Source organism: Type-D symbiont of Plautia stali (assembly GCF_001485335.1).
Classification (GTDB): Bacteria; Pseudomonadota; Gammaproteobacteria; order Enterobacterales; family Enterobacteriaceae; genus Pantoea; species Pantoea vagans_C.
Map to the genome: position 1 here is coordinate 1 of NZ_BBOC01000028.1, position 23,105 is coordinate 23,105.

Annotated in this window: 23 protein-coding genes and 1 pseudogene; 9 read left to right on the top strand and 15 right to left on the bottom strand. The window is 55.2% G+C overall.

Going from position 1 to position 23,105, the window contains the following annotated elements:
* Nucleotides 1-670, top strand: a pseudogene (locus PSSD_RS10870) (glycerol-3-phosphate 1-O-acyltransferase PlsB); the annotation flags it as partial.
* 35 nt (nt 671-705) lie between these two features.
* Here PSSD_RS10870 and ubiA read toward each other — a convergent pair.
* The 4 genes from ubiA to PSSD_RS10890 all read right to left on the bottom strand — a co-directional run bounded on the left by ubiA (nt 706) and on the right by PSSD_RS10890 (nt 3,382).
* A complete protein-coding gene (gene ubiA / locus PSSD_RS10875) occupies nt 706-1,572 on the bottom strand; it encodes a 4-hydroxybenzoate octaprenyltransferase (RefSeq protein WP_201023809.1) in 867 nt (288 codons plus the stop codon).
* Between the two features lie 24 nt (nt 1,573-1,596).
* Nucleotides 1,597-2,115 carry a chorismate lyase gene (gene ubiC / locus PSSD_RS10880; protein ID WP_058972255.1) on the bottom strand — a complete coding sequence of 173 codons (519 nt, stop codon included), beginning with the start codon at nt 2,113-2,115 and terminating at the stop codon, nt 1,597-1,599.
* A gap of 88 nt (nt 2,116-2,203) precedes the next feature.
* On the bottom strand, nt 2,204-2,614 hold the full coding sequence (gene psiE, locus PSSD_RS10885; protein ID WP_039331675.1) for a phosphate-starvation-inducible protein PsiE: 411 nt from the start codon (nt 2,612-2,614) through the stop codon (nt 2,204-2,206).
* A 69-nt stretch (nt 2,615-2,683) separates the two neighbouring features.
* A complete protein-coding gene (locus PSSD_RS10890; RefSeq protein WP_039331678.1) occupies nt 2,684-3,382 on the bottom strand; it encodes a UTRA domain-containing protein in 699 nt (232 codons plus the stop codon).
* A gap of 224 nt (nt 3,383-3,606) precedes the next feature.
* Between PSSD_RS10890 and PSSD_RS10895 the strand changes: the two genes are divergently transcribed.
* From PSSD_RS10895 to PSSD_RS10920, 6 genes are all read left to right on the top strand, one after another.
* Nucleotides 3,607-4,668, top strand: coding sequence for an ABC transporter substrate-binding protein (locus tag PSSD_RS10895; protein ID WP_058972256.1), 1,062 nt, complete (start codon nt 3,607-3,609; stop codon nt 4,666-4,668).
* Nucleotides 4,669-4,831: 163 nt separating this feature from the next.
* Nucleotides 4,832-5,641, top strand: a complete 810-nt coding sequence (locus tag PSSD_RS10900; RefSeq protein WP_058972257.1) for an alkaline phosphatase family protein — start codon at nt 4,832-4,834, stop codon at nt 5,639-5,641.
* On the top strand, nt 5,641-6,489 hold the full coding sequence (locus tag PSSD_RS10905; protein WP_058972258.1) for an ABC transporter permease: 849 nt from the start codon (nt 5,641-5,643) through the stop codon (nt 6,487-6,489). Before PSSD_RS10900 ends, PSSD_RS10905 begins: the two co-directional genes overlap by 1 nt.
* A gap of 3 nt (nt 6,490-6,492) precedes the next feature.
* Nucleotides 6,493-7,278, top strand: coding sequence for an ABC transporter permease (locus PSSD_RS10910; RefSeq protein WP_058972259.1), 786 nt, complete (start codon nt 6,493-6,495; stop codon nt 7,276-7,278).
* 2 nt (nt 7,279-7,280) lie between these two features.
* The gene (locus PSSD_RS10915) at nt 7,281-8,273 is read left to right on the top strand and encodes an ABC transporter ATP-binding protein (protein WP_039331684.1); all 993 of its coding nucleotides are present in this window, start codon (nt 7,281-7,283) and stop codon (nt 8,271-8,273) included.
* A 109-nt stretch (nt 8,274-8,382) separates the two neighbouring features.
* Nucleotides 8,383-10,008, top strand: coding sequence for a Na/Pi cotransporter family protein (locus PSSD_RS10920; RefSeq protein ID WP_058972260.1), 1,626 nt, complete (start codon nt 8,383-8,385; stop codon nt 10,006-10,008).
* 128 nt (nt 10,009-10,136) lie between these two features.
* Here PSSD_RS10920 and gntU read toward each other — a convergent pair whose 3' ends face one another.
* The 4 genes from gntU to PSSD_RS10940 all read right to left on the bottom strand — a co-directional run bounded on the left by gntU (nt 10,137) and on the right by PSSD_RS10940 (nt 13,994).
* Nucleotides 10,137-11,477, bottom strand: coding sequence for a gluconate transporter (gene gntU, locus PSSD_RS10925; RefSeq protein ID WP_039331688.1), 1,341 nt, complete (start codon nt 11,475-11,477; stop codon nt 10,137-10,139).
* 2 nt (nt 11,478-11,479) lie between these two features.
* Nucleotides 11,480-12,016: a gluconokinase gene (gntK, locus tag PSSD_RS10930; protein WP_038649722.1), complete on the bottom strand. Its 537-nt coding sequence runs from the start codon at nt 12,014-12,016 to the stop codon at nt 11,480-11,482.
* A gap of 140 nt (nt 12,017-12,156) precedes the next feature.
* Complete coding sequence (gene gntR, locus PSSD_RS10935) at nt 12,157-13,152, bottom strand: gluconate operon transcriptional repressor GntR (protein ID WP_039331691.1); 996 nt, start codon at nt 13,150-13,152, stop codon at nt 12,157-12,159.
* 146 nt (nt 13,153-13,298) lie between these two features.
* A complete protein-coding gene (locus PSSD_RS10940; protein WP_058972261.1) occupies nt 13,299-13,994 on the bottom strand; it encodes a pirin family protein in 696 nt (231 codons plus the stop codon).
* 364 nt (nt 13,995-14,358) lie between these two features.
* Between PSSD_RS10940 and PSSD_RS10945 the strand changes: the two genes are divergently transcribed.
* Complete coding sequence (locus tag PSSD_RS10945; protein WP_058972262.1) at nt 14,359-14,850, top strand: GNAT family N-acetyltransferase; 492 nt, start codon at nt 14,359-14,361, stop codon at nt 14,848-14,850.
* 65 nt (nt 14,851-14,915) lie between these two features.
* Here PSSD_RS10945 and ggt read toward each other — a convergent pair whose 3' ends face one another.
* Nucleotides 14,916-16,667, bottom strand: a complete 1,752-nt coding sequence (ggt, locus tag PSSD_RS10950) for a gamma-glutamyltransferase (protein WP_058972263.1) — start codon at nt 16,665-16,667, stop codon at nt 14,916-14,918.
* Nucleotides 16,668-16,853: 186 nt separating this feature from the next.
* Between ggt and PSSD_RS10955 the strand changes: the two genes are divergently transcribed.
* A complete protein-coding gene (locus PSSD_RS10955; protein WP_039331699.1) occupies nt 16,854-17,129 on the top strand; it encodes a DUF2756 domain-containing protein in 276 nt (91 codons plus the stop codon).
* Here PSSD_RS10955 and ugpQ read toward each other — a convergent pair.
* The 6 genes from ugpQ to livF all read right to left on the bottom strand — a co-directional run bounded on the left by ugpQ (nt 17,126) and on the right by livF (nt 23,105).
* On the bottom strand, nt 17,126-17,869 hold the full coding sequence (gene ugpQ, locus PSSD_RS10960; RefSeq protein WP_058972264.1) for a glycerophosphodiester phosphodiesterase: 744 nt from the start codon (nt 17,867-17,869) through the stop codon (nt 17,126-17,128). The genes PSSD_RS10955 and ugpQ overlap by 4 nt on opposite strands.
* A complete protein-coding gene (locus PSSD_RS10965; RefSeq protein WP_058972265.1) occupies nt 17,866-18,939 on the bottom strand; it encodes a sn-glycerol-3-phosphate import ATP-binding protein UgpC in 1,074 nt (357 codons plus the stop codon). Before PSSD_RS10965 ends, ugpQ begins: the two co-directional genes overlap by 4 nt.
* A complete protein-coding gene (gene ugpE / locus PSSD_RS10970) occupies nt 18,940-19,785 on the bottom strand; it encodes a sn-glycerol-3-phosphate ABC transporter permease UgpE (RefSeq protein WP_058972266.1) in 846 nt (281 codons plus the stop codon). It abuts the gene before it with no gap.
* The gene (gene ugpA / locus PSSD_RS10975; protein WP_034827026.1) at nt 19,782-20,669 is read right to left on the bottom strand and encodes a sn-glycerol-3-phosphate ABC transporter permease UgpA; all 888 of its coding nucleotides are present in this window, start codon (nt 20,667-20,669) and stop codon (nt 19,782-19,784) included. Before ugpA ends, ugpE begins: the two co-directional genes overlap by 4 nt.
* A 60-nt stretch (nt 20,670-20,729) precedes the next feature.
* Nucleotides 20,730-22,046, bottom strand: coding sequence for a sn-glycerol-3-phosphate ABC transporter substrate-binding protein UgpB (gene ugpB, locus PSSD_RS10980; protein ID WP_039331707.1), 1,317 nt, complete (start codon nt 22,044-22,046; stop codon nt 20,730-20,732).
* Nucleotides 22,047-22,391: 345 nt separating this feature from the next.
* On the bottom strand, nt 22,392-23,105 hold the full coding sequence (livF, locus tag PSSD_RS10985) for a high-affinity branched-chain amino acid ABC transporter ATP-binding protein LivF (protein WP_039331711.1): 714 nt from the start codon (nt 23,103-23,105) through the stop codon (nt 22,392-22,394).

The window sequence follows — 23,105 nt, forward strand, 5'->3', positions numbered from 1 at the left end:
GTTTGAGACCGAAAAGGACAGCATTGGCGACATCATTATTCTGCCGCGCGAACAAGCGGTGTTGATGACCTACTATCGCAACAACATCCATCACATGCTGGTGATGCCATCGCTGATTGCCGCCATCGTGCAGCAGCATCGCGAAGTCGATGAAGCGGAACTGCTGCGACAGGTCAGCCTGGTCTATCCGATGCTGAAGAGTGAACTGTTCCTGCGCTGGGATAACGCCGAGCTACCAGCACTGTTGAACGCACTCAGTGCTGAGATGGTGCGACAAGGGCTGATTACCTTGCAGGAAGGTCAGCTGCGCATGAACCCTGCGCGTCACCGTTCACTGCAGTTGCTGGCAGCCGGTATCCGCGAAACCTTACAACGTTTTGCGATTACCTTTGCCATTCTGAGTGCCAAGCCGACGATTAACCGCGGTACGCTGGAGAAAGAGAGCCGAACTTTGGCTCAACGTCTGTCGGTGCTGCACGGCATTAACGCACCGGAGTTCTTCGATAAAGCGGTCTTCACGACCTTAGTGCTGTCACTGCGTGACGAAGGGTACATCAGTGATTCGGGTGATGCCGATGCAGAGCGTACTCATATCATGTGGCAGATGCTGGCAGAGCTGGTTACCAGCGATGTGCGTCTGACCATTGAAAGTGCGGTTACTCACGAGTAATGCCTGTTAGAGGCGCACCTGGGTGCGCCTCTACATCAAAACAGATCAATAAACGGCTGGGTATTCAGCAACACCCCGATAAACATCACCAAACCCACATAGTTGTTATTCAGGAACGCCTGGAAGCAGGGATCGCGCTCGCGCTGGGCAATCAGCTTTTGCTGATGCACAAATAAAGCACCCGCCAGCAACAATGACCAATAAAACGCGCCATTCAGACTCAGCATCCAACCCACCAGCGCCATCAGGCCCAGCGTCGCCAGCTGCAACAAGCCAATGATCAGCTTGTCGTAACGCCCAAACAGAATCGCCGTAGATTTCACGCCAATCTTCAGGTCATCATCACGATCGACCATCGCGTATTGGGTGTCATAGGCCACTGTCCAGCAGATGTTCGCAAAGAACACCAGCCAACAAACAAGTGGTAAGGACTCACTAACTGCCGCCCATCCCATCGGAATTGCCCAGCCAAAGGCTGCGCCCAAAACCACCTGCGGCAAATGGGTAAAGCGCTTCATAAACGGGTAAACCCACGCCAGCGCCAGGCCGCCAAATGACAGCAGAATCGTCATGCGATTCATGGTCAGTACCAGCGCAAACGCCAACAGACCGAGCACCACGAACAGTATCTTGGCCTCTTTCTCCGTCACCGCGCCACTCGCCAGCGGCCTCGAAGCCGTGCGTTTAACGTGGCCGTCAACTTTGCGATCCGCGTAGTCATTAATGACACATCCCGCTGCACGCATGACAAACACACCCAGCACAAACACCACCAGCACAGACAACGGCGGCACGGCCATGCCTGACAGCCACAGTGCCCACATCGTTGGCCACATCAGCAGCAGGGTGCCAATCGGCTTATCAATGCGCATCAGGCGGCGATAGGCCTGCCACTTGGTCATGGTTAAGGTTTTTTCCACAGTCCTTTATCCTTGATCCAGCGCGCGATACAGCGGCGACGCCGGTAAAAACAGTTCAGTTAACATCAGCGGCTTGCCCGACAAACGCAGGCGAGAACGGCGTCCCCATAAATCCTCTACCTGACCGGGATCGATAAAATCACGGCTAAGGGTTGAGGAAGCAAACAAATAACGCCCCAGCGGACGGGTGCCGAGATTTTGTAGCATCAGCTCGGGGCCATTCAGCGTGCTTTCAGGCACCACCGTACGGCCAATTAACCAAGGTTCACCATCACCGCAGAGCACGATCTCACGCAGCCAAAATCGTTCGTCGGCAGGCAGGAACTCCGCTTCTTGCGCCATCTCGTCGGCACGGATAAAGCTTTCGCGGATCAGTTGAACCGTGACTTTCTGGCAATGTTGCTCGAAACGACGCGTCATCGAGTCTTCTTCCAGCAACCAGTCAAGTAATGGGGGCGAGAGTAAGGGGGAAGAGGCTGGCAGCCAGTGCAGTGCGCGTAACTGGCGCAGCGCTTGATGCGACATCAGGACATCTCCGGAAAAAAAGTTGCCCTAGTTTAGCGCAGAGAAACCGACGTGGCACTGTTGGTTGTGCCACGTCAGGAAGAAGATGTTATTCGCGCTTCAAGCGATTGCTGTTCGCCAGCCACAACGTGATCACCAAAATCAGGATCGCCGCCGAATAATAGAGCGTATCGAACGGATTTTTATGGTCAACGATGATCAGGCGGATAATCGCAGTGATACCGATATAGATGAAATAACGCAGCGGAAAGTGATAGCCCGACTGGAAATACTTCACGATCAGCGCGATAAACTCAAAATAAAGAAAATAGATGACGATCCCTTCAATCAGCAGGTAAGAAGAGGCCTGCTCGCCGGTGCTGAACAGTACCGTGGCTAAGTGAATCGTCTCTTTCCCCAAAAACACCACGAGGATGATGGCCAGAATCACCAGGCCAATGTTCAGAACCCACTGCAATACCGAAGCAATAAGCTGCCCCGGTGCTGATTTTGTTGTCATTTTTTGCGCCTTATCGTACGAGAACTCTCTGGCGCTATCATGCTGTAGTGTGATCGAAATCACAATATGCTACACATCAACATCCACACAGAGCGCGTCGTAGCGCCAGTACTCACAATCGCAATCGATCACCCTGCGCTGCCGATCGCGGTTGATGCGGGTGATCAGCAAACCTGGCGTCCCGCTGGCCACATTCAGCGCGGGTGCCGCTCGTGCAGGTAGCGGTCCGGGAAGAATGGTGAAACGCGCGCCACCGTAACGAATGCCGTAACGCTGATCGTAAAGGTCTGTGAGGGAACGCGTGAGGTCTTCATCCAGTAGACCGGGGAAAAAGGCCGGATTGAGGTAATGCTCAACGTACAACACCGCGCGGCCATCAATGCGTCTTAAACGGCGGATACGATAAACCTTGTCACCCTCCAGCAGATTTAAATGCCGGGCGATAGCCAGCTGTGCAGGCACTTCGCGCGCTTCAATCACTTCGGTGGTCGCCACCCGTCCCTGCTCAGCGGCCATCGCATGAAAATGGCTGTGATGAGCCGGGTTATAGACCAGCCGCGGGGGCGCCAGAAACCAACCGCGACGCAGTTCGCGATAAATAATCCCCTGCACTTCCAGCAAGCCCAGCGCTTCACGCAGCGTAATGCGCGTGGTGGAGTAGTGTTCGCTCAGGTTCCGCTCTGCAGGCAGGCGGCCGCTGGCAAATTCACCGTTTTCAATACGTTCGCACAGTGCTGCGGCAATCACGTCCGCCGTTTTCGACGACATTTTACAGCCTCTTATTAGTGCAATATCTGCACTATGACAGTTCGATGACTACAATATGACAAGCATATCCCACGCTTTAGCGCGCCGTATCCGCATGTGGAGCTGCGTGCCACACCACATTTCACCACCATGGTCATAAAACCTTCATCTGATCGGGCTAAATTGGCTCGGTTCTTGCTGGACTAGACCAAGACGTCCCACAACTTACACCCGGAGCAACCGAGATGAAAGCGTTTATCTCCTCTGTAGTAGCCAGTGCCGTACTGCTTGCGCTGCCCGCCGCGCACGCTGCCGATAACGACCTTGCCGCGCTGGAAAAAGCCGCGCGTGCTGAAGGACAAGTCAACAGCGTGGGTATGCCAGACAGCTGGGCAAACTGGAAAGACACATGGAATGACATCAGCAGCAAATATGGCCTGAAGCACAGCGACACTGATATGTCGTCTGCGCAGGAATTGGCGAAATTTGATGCAGAGAAAGAGAACGCCAGCGCCGATATCGGTGATGTGGGCGCGGCCTTTGGCCCTATCGCGGTCACCAAAGGTTTGGCACAGCCTTATAAACCTACGCACTGGGATCAGATCCCGAGCTGGGCGAAAGACAGCGAAGGCAACTGGATGCTGGCATACACCGGCACCATCGCTTTCCTGATCGACAAGCAGCAGGTGAAAGATGCACCGCACAGCTGGGCCGATCTGAAGAAAGGTAAGTATGTGGTTACTATCGGTGACGTCGGCGTCGCTGCTCAGGCGGCTAACGGCGTACTGGCCGCTAACTATGCGATGGGCGGTGATGAGAAGAACCTGAAACAGGCGCTGAATTTTTTCGGTGAGCTGGCAAAAGAAGGCCGTTTGGGCGTGACCGATCCGGTGATTGCCAACATTGAGAAAGGCGAGATTCAGGTTGCCGTGGTATGGGACTTTAACGGTCTGAACTACCGCGATCAGATTGACAAAAATCGCTACGAAGTGGTGATCCCATCTGATGGTTCGGTGATTTCCGGCTATACCACCATCATCAACAAATACGCCAAACACCCGAACGCCGCCAAGCTGACGCGTGAATATATCCTGTCCGATGAAGGTCAGATTAACCTGGCAAAAGGCTATGCACGTCCGATTCGTGCCGAGCATTTAACCCTGCCAGCCGATGTGCAGGCCAAACTGCTGCCGCAGTCTGAGTATAAAAATGCCCGTCCGATCAAAGACCAGGCTGCATGGGATAAGACCTCCAAAATGCTGCCGCGTCTGTGGCAAGAGAACGTCATCATTAATATGAAGCAGTAAGACATTAGGGTGCGCATTCGTGCGCACCAGGTTGCATGGGCGCCATCAATGGCGTAATCCATGTCAGTTAAGCGCATTTCGGTCGCCATAAATGGCAGCCCTACGACGATCCAGCGTGGTTTTCGTAGGGTGCGCATTAATGCGCACCGGGTAAGGAACGGGAATGAAAACAATCCTGGTGGTACTGGATGGGCTGAGCAATCAGGTGGCGCAGCATGCGATGGGCTATCTGTTCGCGGAATGCAAACAGGGTAACGGCCAATATTACACCTTAACCTGCGAGCTGCCTTCGCTGTCGCGTCCGCTGTATGAATGCATACTTACCGGGATTCCACCGGTGCATAGCGGAATCATTCATAACGGCGTTAACCGTTTAAGCAACCAGCGCAGCATCTTCCACTATGCACGTGCAGCCGGATTAACCACGGCCGCAGCGGCGTATCACTGGGTGAGTGAGCTTTACAATCAATCTCCGTTTAATGCCGCGCGCGATCGCCACACCCTCGCGCCTGAACTGCCGATTCAGTACGGCCATTTCTACTGGGACGACGGTTATCCCGATTCGCACTTGTTTGAAGATGCCGAGAGTTTGCGTCTTAAACACGCTCCCGACTTTTTATTGATCCACCCGATGAACATTGATGATGCTGGCCACAAGCACAGCCTGTCATCGCCGCAATACCGCAACCGCGCACGCATGGCCGATGGGTATCTATCGCAATGGATGCCGAACTGGCTCGCCGAAGGCTATCAGGTGATTGTCACCGCCGATCACGGCATGAACGATGACCGCTCGCACGGCGGGATTCTGCCGGAAGAGACGCAGGTGCCGCTGTTTGTGTTCGGCGCAGGCTTCTCACGCCAGCCCGACCTTGAACCGCAGCAGACCGAATTGTGCGGAATCGTCTGCTCTTTGCTTGGCGTCCCACATGATAAACCGGTATGCCGTGGCCTGCTGGCGGAGCCGCAATAATGAAGGGCAAAACCCTCGCCTCGCTGTTGCTCATTCCGTTCGCCATTTTCTGGGTCGCATTCCAGCTCGCGCCGTTGTTATGGATTGCCATAAACAGCTTCTGGAGCGACATGAATGAGCGCTGGGGCATTGATAACTATAGCGATATCCTCACCTCGCCGTTTTATCTGCAGGCGTTTCGCCTGTCACTGGACATCTCCATCTGGTCGAGCATTTACGGCCTGCTGATTTCACTGATTGCCGGGTATTCGCTGCATCAACTGGGCGAAGGCCGTTTTCAACGCTTCCTGATGTCTTTCACCAACATGACCAGCAACTTCGCCGGCGTACCGCTGGCCTTTGCCTTTGTCATTTTGCTGGGGATGAACGGCTGCCTGACGCTGCTGTTGCGCCATTACGGCATGCTGGAAGGGTTTAAACTGTTTTCCCGTGACGGCATGGTGCTGGTGTATACCTGGTTCCAGATCCCGCTCGGCATTCTGCTGCTCTATCCCGCCTTTGATGGATTGCGCAAAGACTGGGAAGAGTCGGCTGCGTTGCTCGGTGCCAGCCGCTGGCGCTACTGGTGGCATATCGGTTTACCGATTCTGTTCCCTGCGCTGCTGGGTACGTTCGTCATTCTGCTGGCCAACGCGCTGGGTGCCTACGCCACCATTTATGCGCTGACCACCGGCAACTTCAATGTGGTACCGGTCCGTATCGCCGCCCTGGTGTCAGGGGATATCTCACTCGACCCAAATACCGGCGGGGCGCTGGCAATGCTACTGGTGCTGATCATGGCGCTGATTACCGTGGTGCAGCAGTATCTGGTGCGCCGCAGTTATCTCAACGCGAAATCACAGGAGTAGAACGTGTCTCGCGCGGAAAAAATTTACCATCGCCTGATTATCTGGCTACTGCTGATCATACTGGCCGCGCCGCTGCTGGCGACGCTGCTGTATGGCATCTCCACGGACTGGAGCGACACCATTCTGCCGCAGGGCTTTACCCTGAAGTGGCTAACGGCGCTGTGGAGCGATCCCCGTTTCCTGACGTCACTCGGCCATTCGCTGCTGATTTGCTTCGGCGCTTTGCTGTTCTCCTTAGTGCTGGTGCTGCCTGCGATGTTTGTAATCGCTTACTATTATCCAAGACTGGATGCGGTGATGAACGTGCTGATTCTGATGCCGTTTGCCGTGCCGCCGGTGGTGTCGTCAGTAGGTTTACTGCAGCTTTATTCATCGTCGCCGTTAATGATCACCGGCACGCCGTGGATTCTGATTGGCTGCTACTTCACCATTGCCCTGCCGTTTATCTATCGCGCTATCGCCAACAATATGCAGGCCATCAACCTAAAAGAGCTGATTGATGCCTCACACCTGCTGGGTGCCAGCACCTGGCAGGCCGCCCTGTTTGTGGTGCTGCCCAACCTGCGCAAAGGGGTGTTCATTGCGGTACTGCTGTCGTTCTCTTTCCTGATAGGTGAGTTTGTATTCGCTAACCTGTTAGTCGGCACCCGCTATGAAACCTTGCAGGTTTATCTCTATAACATGCGCAATGGCAGCGGCCACTTCACCAGTGCGTTGGTGATCTCCTATTTTGCTGTCGTCCTGCTGGTCACCTGGCTGGCGAATGCCCTCAATCCTGAACGAGGCTGACCATGAGTTATTTGAACGTCACCCAGCTGAACAAAAGCTACGGCCCTACCAGCATCTTTGAAAATATCGATTTCAGCGCCGAGGAAGGCGAGTTTGTGACCCTGCTCGGCCCCAGTGGCTGCGGCAAATCCACGTTGCTGCGCTGCATCGCCGGGTTAACCGATGTTGATAGCGGGAAAATTCTGTTGCAGGGTCAGGATATCGTGCCGTTGCCGCCGCAGAAGCGCACCATCGGTATGGTGTTCCAGAGCTACGCGCTGTTCCCCAATATGACGGTCGAGAAGAACGTGGCATTCGGCCTGAAAATGCAAAAGCTGGGCAGCAGCGATATCCAAAAGCGTGTGATGGAAGCGCTGGCGCTGGTGGAACTCACCGATTTCGCCCGCCGCTATCCCCATCAACTTTCCGGTGGTCAATGCCAGCGCGTGGCCCTGGCGCGTTCGCTGGTGACGCGCCCGCGCCTGCTGTTGCTGGACGAACCGCTTTCCGCCCTTGATGCTCGCATTCGCCGCCATCTGCGCGAACAGATTCGCCATATTCAGCAGGAGCTGAAGCTCACCACCATTTTCGTCACCCACGATCAGGAAGAAGCGCTGACGCTGTCGGACCGTATCGTGTTGATGAACCGTGGCAAAATCGTGCAAAACGGCAATGCTGAAGCGCTCTACACTCAGCCTGCCGACCTGTTTGCCGCCGGTTTTATCGGCAACTACAACCTGCTGAGTGCCGAACAGGCGACGCAACTCACCGGACAGACCTTTAGCGGCCAGGTGGCGATTCGCCCTGAATCGATCCGCTTGAGTGCACCACAGGAGGGGATTCCAGCCACCATCATCAGCCACAGTCTGCTGGGTAACGTGATCCGCTATCGTGTTTTAGCGAACAATGTCGAGTTATCGGTCGATGTGCTGAACCGCAGCGTGGCAGATTTGCACCCTGCTGGCATGCAAATTGGTCTACAGTTAGAGATGTCGACGTTGCGCCAGGTCGCTTAAATTTAACGAAAAATTGGCAACGCAACGCGGCAGAAATTTGTCCCGGTTGCGCTCACCGTCAGGCGGCTAACCGCATGATTACAGCCTGACGGAAGAGGAGCCAGCCAACGTGTTAACCCTACTCAATCTCTTGTCTGCCGTGGCCCTGCTGGTATGGGGCACGCACATTGTGCGTACCGGCATTATGCGCGTTTACGGTGCCGATTTACGGCGCGTGCTCAGTCGCAGCGTGGAAAGGAAGCCGATGGCGTTCCTCGCGGGCATTGGCGTTACCGCGCTGGTACAAAGCAGTAACGCCACCACCTTACTCGTCACCTCGTTTGTGGCGCAGAATCTGGTGAGTCTCACCCCCGCGCTGGTGGTGGTACTCGGCGCTGATGTCGGTACCGCTATTATGGCGCGCATACTGACCTTCGATCTCTCCTGGCTTTCGCCGCTGTTTATCTTCTTTGGCGTGGTGTTTTTCCTCAGTCGTAAGCAGACGCGTGCCGGACAAATGGGCCGCGCAGCGATTGGCCTGGGGCTGATATTGCTGGCGCTGCAACTGATTGTCGCCGCTGCCAAGCCCATCACCCAAGCGGCTGGCGTACAGGTGCTGTTCTCAACATTGACCGGCGACATCATGCTGGATGCACTGATCGGTGCGGTGTTTGCCATCATCAGTTATTCCAGCCTCGCTGCCGTGCTGATTACCGCGACACTCACGGCGGCAGGCGTGATCTCTTTCAAAGTCGCGCTCTGTCTGGTCATTGGGGCCAACCTCGGCAGCGGCTTACTGGCGATGATTAACGCCAGTGGCTCAAATGCCGCAGGCAAGCGTGTCGCGCTCGGCAGCCTGCTGTTTAAGCTGATTGGCAGCCTGGCGATTCTGCCGTTGGTGAATTACGTTGCCGATGTGCTGGATAAACTGCCGGTGAACGATGAAGAGTTAGTGATCTTCTTCCACGTCTTCTACAACCTGATTCGCTGTCTGATTATGGTGCCGTTTGCCGAACCGATGGCGCGACTGTGCCGACGGATGATCGCAGACGACCCAGACAATGAGACCCATTTAAAACCGAAACACCTCGACAGCAGCGCCCTGGATACCCCCGCGCTGGCGCTGGCTAATGCCTCACGCGAAACGCTGCGTATTGGCGATGTGGTGGAACAGATGATGGAATCGTTCAATAAAGTGGTGCACGGCGAATTGCGTGAAGAGCGCGCCGTGCGGCGTCTGGATGATGATGTCGATGTGCTGTATACCGCGATCAAACTTTATCTGGCGCGCATGCCAAAAGAAGACCTCGCCGAGGAAGACTCTCGCCGCTGGGCAGAGATCATTGAGATGGCGTTAAACCTTGAACAGGCAGGTGACATCATCGAACGCATGTGCGCGGACGTGGCGGATAAATCTCTGCACGCCCGCCGCGCCTTCTCGACGGAAGGACTGGAGGAATTGAATACCCTACAAGAGCAGGTGGTGAATAACCTTCGCCTCAGCTTGTCGGTGTTTTTATCTAAAGACATCACCAGCGCGAAACGTCTGCGTCGCTCCAAGCACCGTTTTCGCATTCTGATTCGCCGCTTCTCACATGCGCACGTTGAGCGCTTGCATCAACAGAACGTGCAGAGCATTGAAACCAGTTCACTGCATCTGGGGTTATTAGGGGATATGAAGCGCCTGAATTCGCTGTTCTGCGCGGTGGCGTATACGGTGCTGGACCAGCCGGATGATGAGCGGGAAGAGGATTGACGGCCAGGTCGCCATTAATGGCGCCATCAGCTGGTTGCGGTGTTCGGCAAGGTCGCCATAAATGGCGACCCTACGGGCGGAAATATGTGGGTTTTGTAGGGTGCGCATTCATGCGCACCTGGAAAATATTACGACAGCAAACTGAACGCGATCATCCCGACAATCGCACCGGTGGTGCCCAGGATGGTTTCCATCAGCGTCCAGGTCTTCAGCGTTTCACCTTCGGTCGCACCGGTAAAGCGGCCAAACAGCCAGAACCCGGCATCGTTCACGTGGCTGATAATGATTGAACCGCCGCCGATACAGATCGACAGTGCCGCCAGCTGCGCGCCGCTGTAGTGCAGCGGCTCAATCACCGGCATCACTAAACCGACAGTGGTTAAACAGGCAACGGTTGCTGAACCCTGAATCACGCGGATCGCGCCAGAGAGAATAAAGCACGCCAGCGCAATCGGCATCCCGGCACCGGTCAGCGCGTGGCCCAATACCGGGCCCACGCCAGAATCCACCAGCACCTGCTTAAACACGCCGCCCGCACCGATCACCAGCAGAATAATCCCCGCCGGTTGCAGTGCGCTGCCGCACACTTGCATCACCTTCTCTTTATCCATGCCCTGACGATAGGCCAGGCCATAAATCGCCACCAGGCACGCCAGCAGGATGGCGGTGAACGGATGGCCGATAAACTCCAGCCACTCATACAAGCGTGAATCCGGCGTGGTAAAGCGCGCACCAATGGTTTTCAGGCCGACCAACAGCAACGGGAACAGAATCAGTGCCAGACTGAAGCCAAACGACGGCAACTTGCCCTCTTCCACTTCTGGTTGATGATCTTCGGGCGGCGCACTGAAGCTGACATGGCGGGCAATGAAGTTACCGAACAGCGGCCCCGCGATCAGCATGCCCGGAATCGCCGCACACAGACCGAGCAGTATCATCCAGCCAAAATCCGCGTGCATCTGTGAAGCCAGCAGCATCGGCGCAGGTCCTGGCAGGAGAAAAGCCGCCGAGGCCGCTACCCCGGCAAACAGCGGAATCACCAGCTTGACCAGATTGCCTTGAGTACGCCGAGCCACCGCAAAAGCGATGCTAATCAACAACACCACCGCCACCTCAAAGAACAGCGGCAGCGCACAGATCAATCCGGCGATCCCCATCGCGTAGTGAGCACGGTTTTCACCAAAGGCTTTCAGCATACGAATAGCAATCTGATCGACCGCGCCGGTTTCATGCAGGATTTTGCCAAACATCGCGCCCAGCGCCACCACGATGGCGAGAAACCCGAGCGTTCCCCCCATGCCTTTTTGCATGGTGTCGGCAATTTTATCCAGCGGCATGCCAGAGAACAGACCGGCACCAATCGAGACTAACATCAGGGCGACAAAGGCGTGCATACGCGCTTTCATCACCAAAAACAGCAGCAGCAGGACAGAGCCTGCTGCGGTTAACACCAGCGTTGCGGTACTCATCACTAACCCTTGTTGATTGCTTCCTCAATGGTCGCAACCGTGGCCGCAACGACTTCATCCAGTGAATGATTAATATCAACCACCAGTACATCGGGCTCGTCGGCCCCAGGTTCTTGCAAGGTTTCAAACTGCGTGACCAGCATCTGCGGCTTAAAGAAGTGACCTTTACGCGCTTTCAGACGGGATTCGATCGTCTCAAAATCACCTTTCAGATAGATGAATTTAAGATTCTGATTGCCCTGACGCAGGATGTCGCGATAGGACTTTTTCAGCGCCGAGCAAACAATGATGGAAATGGCCTGGGTGCGCTGCATGGCGAACGCGGCATCATTCAGTGCCTGCAACCACGGCTGACGATCGTTATCGTCCAGTGGATGACCGTCGGCCATTTTCATGATGTTGCTGCGCGGATGGAGGAAATCTCCATCAAGAAAGGCGGTGCTCAGCTGATGAGAAACCTGGTTAGCGACAGCAGACTTTCCGCTGCCGGAAACGCCCATCAGGATAAAGACGTGGTGCGATGGAGATGGCGTAGTCATTGTTTTGCGCTCCGGCAGTTGCCCTGCCAATGTTACCGATAACAAATTTGATTATCATTGTCGGAGCCCACTGCAGGACTGGCAACCCTTGTTAGGCGGAAAAGCACGAAAGTGTGAACTGACTCAAATAATCGCCAAAATCAGATGCTGCCACCTTCAGCAATTTCAAACCCAACATCCAGTGGCTCAGTCACGCTGGTATCACCGCCAATCCGCGCCAGCAGCATTGCTGCTGATTCACGTCCCATACGCTCACGCGGCGTCAACACCGTGGCAAGGCGCGGCGTGACCACTTGCGTAATATCGTGGCCGTGGAAACCGGCAATCGCCATCTGCTCAGGCACGCGTAATCCCTGGCGCTGGCACTCAAACATTGCACCCACGGCCAGGTCATCATTGGTACAGAACAGACTGTCGGTTTTGGGATGGCGCTTCTGCGCTTCACGCAGCAACTGTGCACCGGCGCTAAATGAAGAGGCATCTTCCATCATCACACTGTGCGGGGTTAATCCCGCTTCACGCATCGCTTGCTCGTAACCCTGCTGTTTTTGCAGGGTACGTTCATCAAGACGAGCACCGAGGTAAACGGTGTGAGAATGGCCTTTTTTCAGGATAGCATGCGTCATCTGACGCGCGGCTTCGACGTTATCAAAACCCACCGCCATATCGAGGCATGGCGTGACGCAATCCATCATTTCAATCACCGGGATACCCGCCACTTCCAGCATGCGCAGCGTGCCTGGTGTGTGCGTGCGCTCAGTGAGGATCACGCCATCAATGTTCCAACCCAGCAGTGAACGTAGCTGTAGCTCTTCTTTCTGTGGGTTATAGCCGAAGTGCGCCACCAGCGTTTGATAACCGGCTTCATCGGTGACGGTTTCAATACCGCGTAGTACATCGGCGAAAACCTGGTTGGTAAGCGAAGGCAGTAACACACCAATCGCCCGGCTGGTGGCGTTAGAGAGCATATCGGGGGCGCGGTTAGGGATGTAACCCAGTTCATCAAGCGCCACGGCGATCTTATCGCGCAGTGCCGCAGAGACCTGATCGGGGTTACGCAGGTAGCGGCTGACGGTCATTTTTGTGATGCCGACGCGATCGGCAACGTCCTGTAATACCGGTCTTTTCTTCTTCATCGTATGCGCCTGAGGTCAGAGATACGATGAGTCTATCATTTTTTTGTCATTTTCAGGCTGTGGAGCGGCAATGGCAAAACCGCGCGATGAATCGCGCCGCTACCGATCACATGAAATCCGTAGCGGCGCAATTTATTGCGCGGGGTTTACACCGGCGGCAAATCAAACAACAGAATCTCGGCATCGCTGTCGGCTGTCAGCGTCAGCGCGCTTTCATCCCAGATCGCCAACGCATCGCTGGTGCCGACTTGCTCGCCATTCACGCTCACCAGACCTTTCACCACCTGAATCCATACGCGGCGGCCGGCTTCGATAGCCACATCATCCGTTTCACCTTCCGCAAACACCCAGCGCGATAAGGTCATATCCTGGAACACTTTCAGTGAACCTTCACGCTCATCCGGTGACAGCACAAACTGGCGGCCTTTGACATCAGCAAAGCGGCGCTGCGCATAGCGTGGCTCAATCCCTTTGCGCTCTGGAATGATCCAGATCTGATACAAATGCAGCGGATCGCTGGCGCTGGCGTTGTACTCCGAGTGACGCACCCCGGTGCCGGCGCTCATGATTTGGAACTCACCGGCCGGGATCTGCTCTTTGTTACCCATGCTGTCCTGATGCTCAACCGTACCCGAGAGCACATAGGTCAGGATTTCCATGTCTTTGTGCGGATGGGTACCAAAACCCTGGCCGCCATCGATCACATCTTCATTGATAACGCGCAGGGCGGAGAAGCCCATAAAGTTGGCATCGTAATAATCCGCGAAGGAAAAAGTGTGCCAGCTATCCAGCCAACCGTGATTGGCGTGACCGCGTTCTTCAGCTTTGCGTACGTAAATCATGTTCAATTCTCCTCAATGTTTTTTACAGTGTGGACTTGAGGTGAATCTATTGATAGCTGAAAAACTTCACGCCTCTGTTCAAAAATGCTGAACGTTTTGGCGAGGGTTGCACAGAGCAGATGAAGGAGGTCAATCGCAGGCAAAAAAAAAGCCAGCACCCGAGCTGGCTAAGAAACACTGGAAGCAATGTGAGCAATGTCGTGCTTACCCGGTTGTCAGGAGACGTTCCCGAGTCCGCATGACAATAATAATCATTATCATTCGCGTCTGTAAACCCTTTTTGCGATTTATTTTTGATTGACGCGTTGCGAGAATTCCTTGATGTTAAAGGGGATTTTATTCACTTTGCACAAGGAGTCGCCTTATGAGTCAAGTCACTGTTCGTCATGCCACCCCCGAAGATGCTGCAGCCTTAACCCACCTTTATAGCCAGCCGGAGACCCAGGCTGGCACACTGCATCTTCCTTATCAGTCACCTGTGCTGTGGCAGGAGCGCCTAAATGATGTGCGCCCTGGTCAGCACCGCCTGGTGGCCTGCATTGATGAACAAGTGGTAGGGCAACTCACGCTGGATGGAATCACCGTGGCACGCCGTCGACACGTGGCATCGATTGGCATGGGTGTTGATCCGGCTTTTCACCGTCGTGGCGTGGGTTCCGCGCTGATGGCGGCGATGATTGACCTGTGCGACAACTGGCTGCAGGTAACGCGTATTGAGTTAACGGTGTTTGCCGATAACCACAAAGCGATTGGCTTGTATCAGAAGTTTGGCTTCGAGATTGAAGGCACCGCGAAGCGTTTTGCCATACGCGATGGCGAAATGATTGATACGCATTACATGGCGCGATTGAAATAAATCCAGGTGCGCATCAATGCGCACCCTACAAAGCCAGGGGCGCCATTAATGGCGCCTCCTTTTTTCTAATAACCCGCACTCAAATCATCCACCGAACGCGGATCGGACGCGCCATAACGCATGCCATCCGGCCCGATCATAATGCTCTGTGTGCTACCCATTGCGGGCAGGACTTTCACATGCTGGCCTTTGGCCTCCAGCAGGCGCAGCGTATCCGGGCTGAAGCCTTTCTCCACGCGCAACTGATCCGGCAACCACTGATGATGGAAGCGCGGTGCGTTAGTGGCTTCCGCCACGTTCATACCGAAATCGATGCTGTTCACTACCATTTGCAGCACGGTGGTAATAATTCGGCTACCGCCTGGGCTGCCGGTCACCAGCCAGGTTTTCCCGTCTTTCGCCACAATCGTCGGTGACATCGATGACAGCGGACGCTTGGCCGGTTGCACCGCATTGGCCTCACCGCCCACTAAGCCATACACGTTTGGCGTACCCGGTTTGGCGGAGAAATCATCCATTTCGTTGTTCATCAGGATGCCGCTCTGCCCGGCAACAATGCCGCTACCGAAGTAGGTATTCAGCGTATATGTCACCGCCACCGCATTGCCATCTTTATCCACCACCGAGAAGTGCGTGGTTTGGTTGCTTTCGTAAGGCTCCAGTTTACCCGGTTTGATTTCACTGGAAGGACGCGCTTTGTTGACGTCGATCTGCTGCGCCAGGGTTTTGGCGTAGGCTTTGCTGGTCAATGCCTGCTGCGGCACTTTGACAAAATCAGGGTCACCCAAATACTCCGAGCGATCGGCATACGCGTATTTCTCCGCTTCCGCCATCACCTGCATCGCATCGGCGCTGCCAAAGCCCCACTTCGCCAGATCGAAGTTTTCCAGGATATTGAGGATCTGCACGATGTGAATGCCGCCTGAGGATGGCGGTGGCATGGAGAACACTTCATAGCCACGATAGGTACCACTCACGGGTTTGCGCTCCACAGCGCGATAGGCTGCCAGATCCGGCTTACCGATCAAACCACCGTGCTGTGCCATTTCGCCCGCGATCTCATCGGCGATTTTGCCTTTGTAGAAGGCATCTGGCCCCTGCTGAGCGATCAGTTGCAGGCTGTGCGCGAGGTTCTTCTGCACCAGACGATCGCCTTTCTGATAAGGCTGACCATCCGCTTTGTAGAAGATCTCACGGCTGTTGTCGTGGTTGATAAGAGTCTCTTTACCGTAGGTCGCCAGGTCATCAGCCAGCGCATCGTTGACGATAATGCCGTCACGCGCCAGCTTGATTGCCGGAGCCAACAGTTTGCTCAATGGCAAGGTGCCATATTTCTGTGCGGCGAGCGCAAATCCCGCCACGGTGCCCGGCGTGCCAGAGGCTAAGTGCGAAGTCAGCGATAACTTCGGATCAGCGTTGCCCTGTTTATCGAGGAACATATCGCGCGAGGCACGGGCCGGAGCCATTTCACGGAAGTCGATGGCGGTCGTGCGGCCAGATGCGGTACGCAGCATCATAAATCCGCCGCCGCCCAGGTTGCCGGCCTGCGGATGCGTCACGGCCAGCGCAAATCCCACCGCTACCGCCGCATCCACGGCGTTACCGCCCTGCTTAAGAATATCGACGCCCACTTCCGTTGCTATCGCATCCACGGACGCCACCATGCCGTGCTTCGCCTTCACCGGGTGGAAGGTATCGCTATCCACGCCATAGGAAACAGGCGGAGCGCTGGCAGGCGTGGCCTGTGCGCCCTGCACCACGGTAAAACTCATGAGTAACGCCCAGCCAATCTGGCGCATGCTGCCCTGTTTTCTCATCCTGCTATCATCCTTTTCAGTTGTTTACATTTGTTATGAACTGATGCAAGTGTTTGCAAACACGATAGAAAACTGTAGCAGTAAGCCAAATTCGGTGCACTCCTGGTGATGGACTTTGTGACATCGCATAAACTTATAGATGCAGCCACTCCCTCACACAGCAGGCTGCATTAATGGAGGAATACCATGAAAAAATGGCTAATTGTGATTGCCGCGTTGCTGCCACTGAGCGGCATGGCGAATATGCTGAATAACACCAGCGAGCCCTACAAACCCGGCTACAACCCGAGCCAGCAACGGATGCAGACGCAAATGCAGGTGCAGCAGCAGCAACAGCAGCAAAAATTGCGTCAGGATCAGCAACAGCAAAATCAGGAATTGCAGCGCAAAATGCAGGAACGGCGGGACAGTGCCCAGCAGCGCGTGATTCAGCAGCAGCCGGGCCAGCAGAGCGGGAATTAACGGAAGTCCGGGCCGATAATGTCGATGCGATCGGTGCAGATGGCGTCGACACCCCAGTTTAACAGCTCGCGCGCTCGCGCGGGCTGATTCACGGTGTACACCAGAATGTGTAATCCGGCGGCTTTCAGCTGCGCGGTGCGCTCAGCATCCAACAATTTGTGATTCAGATGGATGGAAACACAGCCCAGCGCCGACGTCAGCGTTAACCAGTCATCGTGCCATTCATCCAACAGCAATCCACGAGGCAGTTCAGGCACCGCCTGCATCGCCGCTTCCAGTGCGTCATAAGAGAAGGAAGACAACAGCGGTGCCGTTTGCCCCTGCCAGAGTTCGCGTGCAGCTAACGCCACATCACGTCCGGTTTCCTGCTCTTTGCCCGTGGTGGGTTTGATCTCGATGTTCGCCATCATCTGATGCTGACGGCAGCGTTCCGCCACGTCACGCAACAGTGCCAGGGGTTCGCCCTCATACTCGCGGCTGTACCAGCTCCCCGCATCGAGCTGCGACAACTTACTCCATGACAGATCGCCTGCTACACCCCAGCCGTTGCTGGTGCGGTCCAGCGTGTCGTCATGCAGCAGGAATACCTGCTTATCCTCTGACAGCTTTGCATCAAACTCGATCATGGTATGACCGTACTGCGCGCCGACATCAATCGCCGCGAGGGTATTTTCCGGGGCCAGTTTACCGCCGCCGCGATGCGCGACGATCTGTGGGTAGGGCCAATTTTCTGCACTCATTCCAGACGCTTTCCATGGGTAGAATCGAAGAAGTGTAACGCATCTGGCGGCAGATGTAGCCACAGGGTGCTGCCCGATGTCGGACGCTCGCTGTGTGGCAAACGCACCACCAGTCGCGTATTGCCAATGCGACCGTGTGCGAGGTTATCCGCCCCCAGCATCTCCAGTGTATCCACCACCAGCGGGATTCCCCCAGCGGCTTGCGAGCTGAGCACCAGATGTTCAGGACGAATGCCCAGCGTCAGCGGGCGGTTTGCCCATTTGGCTTTGCTTTCGCCCAGCGGCAAACTGTTGAGCGCATCCAGTGTAAAGCGGGTGCCATCACTGTTGATCTGGCCTGGCAGCAGATTCATCGCTGGCGCACCAATGAAGGAAGCGACAAACTGGCTGGCGGGGCGTTCATACACTTCTACTGGCGTGCCGACTTGCTCCACGACGCCTTTGTTCATCACCATGACGCGCTGTGCCAGCGTCATCGCTTCCACCTGATCGTGCGTCACGTACAGGCTGGTGGTTTTCAGACGACGATGCAGCTGTTGCAACTCAAGGCGCATTTGTACACGCAGGCGCGCATCAAGGTTCGACAGCGGTTCATCAAACAGGAATACCGCGGGTTCACGCACGATGGCGCGGCCCATCGCCACACGCTGACGCTGGCCACCAGAAAGCTCACGTGGACGACGCGCCAGCAGGTGATCCAGCTCCAGACTGCGTGCCGCTTCCATTACACGCTGATCAATTTGCTCTTTGCCCATGCCGCGAATTTTCAGGCCATACGCCATGTTTTCGCCCACCGTCATGTGCGGATAGAGCGCGTAGTTCTGGAACACCATGGCAATACCACGATCTTTCGGTTCCATGTTGGTCACGCGTTTGTCGTCGATATAGATATCGCCCGAGGTCACACGTTCCAGGCCTGCCACCATACGCAGCAGCGTTGATTTACCGCAGCCGGAAGGGCCGACCATCACCATAAATTCGCCATCATTGATGGTGATGTTGAGTGGCTGGATGATCTGATTTTTGCCGTCATACGATTTGGTGACGGTCTGAAGGGTTACGCCTGCCATTTATTTATCACTCTCCACCAGGCCACGTACAAAGGCACGTTGCATCACGAGTACCACCACCACCGGTGGGATCAGGGTTAATAACATTGCCGCCATCACTTCATTCCACTGCGTAGGGCCGCCGCTGGTGTTGATCATACTTTTCACCCCGGCTACTGCGGTGCTGAGTGAAGGATCGTTGATGATCAACAGCGGCCACAGATACTGGTTCCAGCCGTAGATAAAGGTGATCACGAACAGGGCGGCGAGATTGGTTTTGGACAGCGGTAACACGATGTCCCAGAAGAAACGCATCGGGCTGGCGCCATCAATACGAGCCGCCTCAATCAGCTCATCCGGCAGTGACATAAAGAACTGGCGGAACAGGAAGGTGGCGGTTGCAGAGGCCATCAACGGCAGCGTCAAACCGCTGTAGCTGTCGAGCATGTGCAGGTTTGAAATCACTTCTACCGTGGGGAAGATACGCACTTCAACCGGCAGCATCAGCGTGATGAAGATCAGCCAGAAGAACAGCGTGCGCAGCGGAAAGCGGAACCACACCAGCGCGAACGCGGAGAGCATCGACACCGCAATTTTGCCCACGGTGATGCCAAGCGCCATGATCAGGCTGTTCATCATCATCATGCCAAATGCCGGACCGCTGCCGTTAACCCCTTGAGTCCAGATGCGTGAGATGTTGTCCCACAGGTGCGTACCCGGCACCAGCGTCATCGGCACCTGATACACCGCTTCGTTATCCAGCGTTGCCGCCACAATCGCCACGTATAGCGGGAAGAGAATGCTCAGCACGCCAAGCACCAGCAAGGTATGGCTGAAGATATCCAGCCCGCGTCGATTTTCAATCATTGGTATTGCACCTTACGCTCGACAAAGCGGAATTGCAGGATGGTCAGGCCAATCACCAGCAGCATCAGCACCACCGACTGGGCGGCAGAGGATGAGAGATCCAACCCGGTAAAGCCTTCACGGTAGATTTTGTAAATCAACGTGGTGGTGGCCTGCACCGGACCACCGCCCGTGGCGGCATCGATCACCGGGAAGGTATCGAAGAAGGCATACACCAGGTTGACCACCAGCAGGAAGAAACTCACTGGCGTAATCAGCGGCAGTGACAGGTTGAAGAAACGGCGCACCGGTCCGGCACCGTCAATCGCTGCCGCTTCCACCAGCGATTTTGGAATCGACTGCAGCGCGGCGAAGAAGAACAGGAAGTTGTAGCTCATCTGCTGCCAGATGGAGGCCAGCACGATCAGGAACATCGCCTGACCACTGTTTTGCGCGTAGTTCCAGTTGTAGCCAATCTGGTTCAGCAGGTGGCTGAACAGGCCGAGGCCGGGGTTGAACAGGAACATCCACAGCACGGCTGCCACCACGGGCGCAACGGCGTAGGGCAGCAGTAATAAGGTTTGATACAGCTTTTTCAGACGCACCACATAATCAACCAGCGCCGCCAGCAGCAGCGAGAAGGTCATGCCGCACACCGTGACCAGTGCGCTGAACTCAATGGTGGTCCAGAAAGAGTCGAGATAATAGCTGTCGCTAAACAAGCGCTTGAAGTTATCCAGACCGACAAAGGTGCTGGAAATGCCAAAGGGATCGATGCTTTGCAACGAATACCACAGCGCTTCCCCGGCAGGCCACAGGAAGAAAATGGCGGTGATCACCAGCTGCGGTGCGACCAGCAAATAGGGCAGAAAACGGGAGCGAAAAACGGGGCGTGATGAGGACATAACAGACTCGCCAAAGAGAAATCGGGGCTGACGCCACGCGCCAGCCCCGAGACAACGGAATTACTTCACTTGCTGTTCAAAACGACGCAGCAGTTCATTTCCGCGCTTCACTGCGTTATCCAGTGCGGCTTGTGGTGCCTGTTTACCCGTCCACACGCCTTCCAGTTCCTCGTCCACGATGGTACGAATCTGTGGCATGTTGCCCAGACGCATGCCTTTGGTGAACGGCAGTGGATCTTTGTTCAGCATCTGACGCGTGGCAATGTCTGCACCTGGGTTCTTGTCGTAGAAGCCCTGCTGTTTGGTCAGCTCATACGCTGCAGTGGTGATCGGCAAGTAACCGGTCTTCTGGTGCCACTCTGCGGCGATCTCTGGCTGCGCCAGGAACTTCATAAACTCTGCTACGCCTTTGTAGGTGTTGGCATCTTTGCCTTTCATTACCCACAGGCTCGCGCCGCCGATAATGGCGTTCTGCGGTGCGTCTGGCACGGTTGAGTCGTATGGCATCATGCCTACGCCGAAGTTGAACTTCGCGTAGTGCTTGATATCCGCCAGTGAACCTGAAGACGCGGTGGTGATGCCGCAATCGCCGTTATAGAACTTGGCAGTGGACTCATCTTTACGGCCGAAGTAGGTGAAATCACCTTTCTTGTTCATGTCTTCGAGCATTTGGATGTGGCGCACCTGCACCGGCTTGTTGAACTCCAGCACTGCATCGGTCCCGTCGAAGCCGTTGTTCTTGGTGGCAACCGGCAGTGCATGCCAGGCGCTGAAGTTTTCGATCTGAATCCAGCCCTGCCAGCCACTGGCGTAGCCACAGGTCATGCCGGCTTTACGCAGTGCATCGGCATCTTTCGCCAGTTCCTGCCAGGTTTTCGGTGGCTGGTCTGGGTTCAGGCCGGCTTTCTTGAAGGCGTCTTTGTTGTAGTACAGCACCGGGGTAGAGCTGTTAAACGGCTGAGAAATCAGCTGGCCTTTGCTGTCGCTGTAGTAACCCGCAACGGCTGGCACGAACTGTTTTGGATCCATCTGCACGCCCGCGTCTTTAAACACGTCATGCACCGGAACGATAGCCTTAGAAGCCATCATGGTTGCCGTACCCACTTCGTAAACCTGCAGAATAGCCGGGGCTTTACCGGTACGCACAGCAGCGATACCCGCTGCCAGGCTCTGCTCATAGTTACCTTTATAAGTTGGTACGATTTTGTATTCTGGGTGAGCCTGGTTAAAACGTTGTGCCAGAGAATCGACTTCTTTGCCTAACTCGCCTTCCATTGAGTGCCAGAAAGGAATGTCTGTAGCAGCCAGCGCATTACCGCTGAGCGCCAGACCGAGCAACACACTCATCAGGCGGGGACGAAGCGTAAAAGCGGACATAAGTTTTTTCCTGTGCTTGTTAGGTACGCGCGATATCACGCATTTTTTTGTTCGCGAAGTAACATGACACGAGGAAATGACGGAAAAATAACAGGATTATGACGGGAATGTGACGAGGTAAAAGCGCATAAGAAAGTTTTAAGTGGCACGAATTATCTCAAATTCGTGCACTGTGTTCGGACCGTCGGCGTTACATTCAAACCGCACCTTCAATCAGACCGCCGGCGGCGCAGTCAGATTGCGGGCGGACAGCGCGCACATTATTGTAGCGGCGCGATTCATCGCGCGTTTGCAGGAAGCGCAATGAATTGCGCCGCTACGGATCTATGCAGCCATGATAGTATTTCAGGCCCCCAGGTAAGCGCTACGTACCGCTTCGTTGGACAACAACGCTTCTCCGCTGTCTTCCAGCACCACATGACCGTTCTCCAGTACGTAGCCACGATCGGCCAACTTCAGTGCCTGGTTGGCGTTTTGCTCCACCAGAAAGATGGTCATGCCCTCTTTACGCAGTTGCTCAATAGTGTCGAAAATCTGCTGAATGATAATCGGCGCTAAGCCCAAAGAAGGTTCATCTAGCAAAAGTAAACGCGGCTGGCTCATCAACGCGCGGCCAATGGCCAGCATCTGTTGCTCACCACCGGACATGGTGCCCGCACGCTGCACTTTACGCTCTGCCAACCGGGGGAACAGTTGGTAAACGCGTTCAATGCGCTCCTGATACTGCTGACGCGTGGCAAAAAAACCGCCCATCGCCAGGTTCTCTTCCACTGTCATACGCGAAAACACGCGGCGGCCTTCTGGCACAATCGCAATCGCTTCACGCATGATTTTGGCGGTTTGCCAGTCAGTAATCTCTTTACCATCAAACACCACGGTGCCGCTAGTGGCGCGTGGCTCACCGCACAGCGTGCCGAGCAGCGTGGTTTTACCCGCACCGTTAGCACCAATCAGGGTGACAATTTCCCCCTGATTGATGTGCAGATTAATGTTATGCAGCGCCTGAATCGGGCCGTAATGGGCACTGACACCCTGCAAGGTTAAAATTGGGTTTGCCAT

Bases quoted from the DNA above. Each gene is read 5' to 3' on its own strand.
- ubiA (WP_201023809.1), bottom strand. From the start codon at position 1,572: ATGACCAAGTGGCAGGCCTATCGCCGCCTGATGCGCATTGATAAGCCG.
- ubiC (WP_058972255.1), bottom strand. From the start codon at position 2,115: ATGTCGCATCAAGCGCTGCGCCAGTTACGCGCACTGCACTGGCTGCCA.
- psiE (WP_039331675.1), bottom strand. From the start codon at position 2,614: ATGACAACAAAATCAGCACCGGGGCAGCTTATTGCTTCGGTATTGCAG.
- PSSD_RS10890 (WP_039331678.1), bottom strand. From the start codon at position 3,382: ATGTCGTCGAAAACGGCGGACGTGATTGCCGCAGCACTGTGCGAACGT.
- PSSD_RS10895 (WP_058972256.1), top strand. From the start codon at position 3,607: ATGAAAGCGTTTATCTCCTCTGTAGTAGCCAGTGCCGTACTGCTTGCG.
- PSSD_RS10900 (WP_058972257.1), top strand. From the start codon at position 4,832: ATGAAAACAATCCTGGTGGTACTGGATGGGCTGAGCAATCAGGTGGCG.
- PSSD_RS10905 (WP_058972258.1), top strand. From the start codon at position 5,641: ATGAAGGGCAAAACCCTCGCCTCGCTGTTGCTCATTCCGTTCGCCATT.
- PSSD_RS10915 (WP_039331684.1), top strand. From the start codon at position 7,281: ATGAGTTATTTGAACGTCACCCAGCTGAACAAAAGCTACGGCCCTACC.
- gntU (WP_039331688.1), bottom strand. From the start codon at position 11,477: ATGAGTACCGCAACGCTGGTGTTAACCGCAGCAGGCTCTGTCCTGCTG.
- gntK (WP_038649722.1), bottom strand. From the start codon at position 12,016: ATGACTACGCCATCTCCATCGCACCACGTCTTTATCCTGATGGGCGTT.
- gntR (WP_039331691.1), bottom strand. From the start codon at position 13,152: ATGAAGAAGAAAAGACCGGTATTACAGGACGTTGCCGATCGCGTCGGC.
- PSSD_RS10940 (WP_058972261.1), bottom strand. From the start codon at position 13,994: ATGATTTACGTACGCAAAGCTGAAGAACGCGGTCACGCCAATCACGGT.
- PSSD_RS10945 (WP_058972262.1), top strand. From the start codon at position 14,359: ATGAGTCAAGTCACTGTTCGTCATGCCACCCCCGAAGATGCTGCAGCC.
- ggt (WP_058972263.1), bottom strand. From the start codon at position 16,667: ATGAGAAAACAGGGCAGCATGCGCCAGATTGGCTGGGCGTTACTCATG.
- PSSD_RS10955 (WP_039331699.1), top strand. From the start codon at position 16,854: ATGAAAAAATGGCTAATTGTGATTGCCGCGTTGCTGCCACTGAGCGGC.
- ugpQ (WP_058972264.1), bottom strand. From the start codon at position 17,869: ATGAGTGCAGAAAATTGGCCCTACCCACAGATCGTCGCGCATCGCGGC.
- PSSD_RS10965 (WP_058972265.1), bottom strand. From the start codon at position 18,939: ATGGCAGGCGTAACCCTTCAGACCGTCACCAAATCGTATGACGGCAAA.
- ugpE (WP_058972266.1), bottom strand. From the start codon at position 19,785: ATGATTGAAAATCGACGCGGGCTGGATATCTTCAGCCATACCTTGCTG.
- ugpA (WP_034827026.1), bottom strand. From the start codon at position 20,669: ATGTCCTCATCACGCCCCGTTTTTCGCTCCCGTTTTCTGCCCTATTTG.
- ugpB (WP_039331707.1), bottom strand. From the start codon at position 22,046: ATGTCCGCTTTTACGCTTCGTCCCCGCCTGATGAGTGTGTTGCTCGGT.
- livF (WP_039331711.1), bottom strand. From the start codon at position 23,105: ATGGCAAACCCAATTTTAACCTTGCAGGGTGTCAGTGCCCATTACGGC.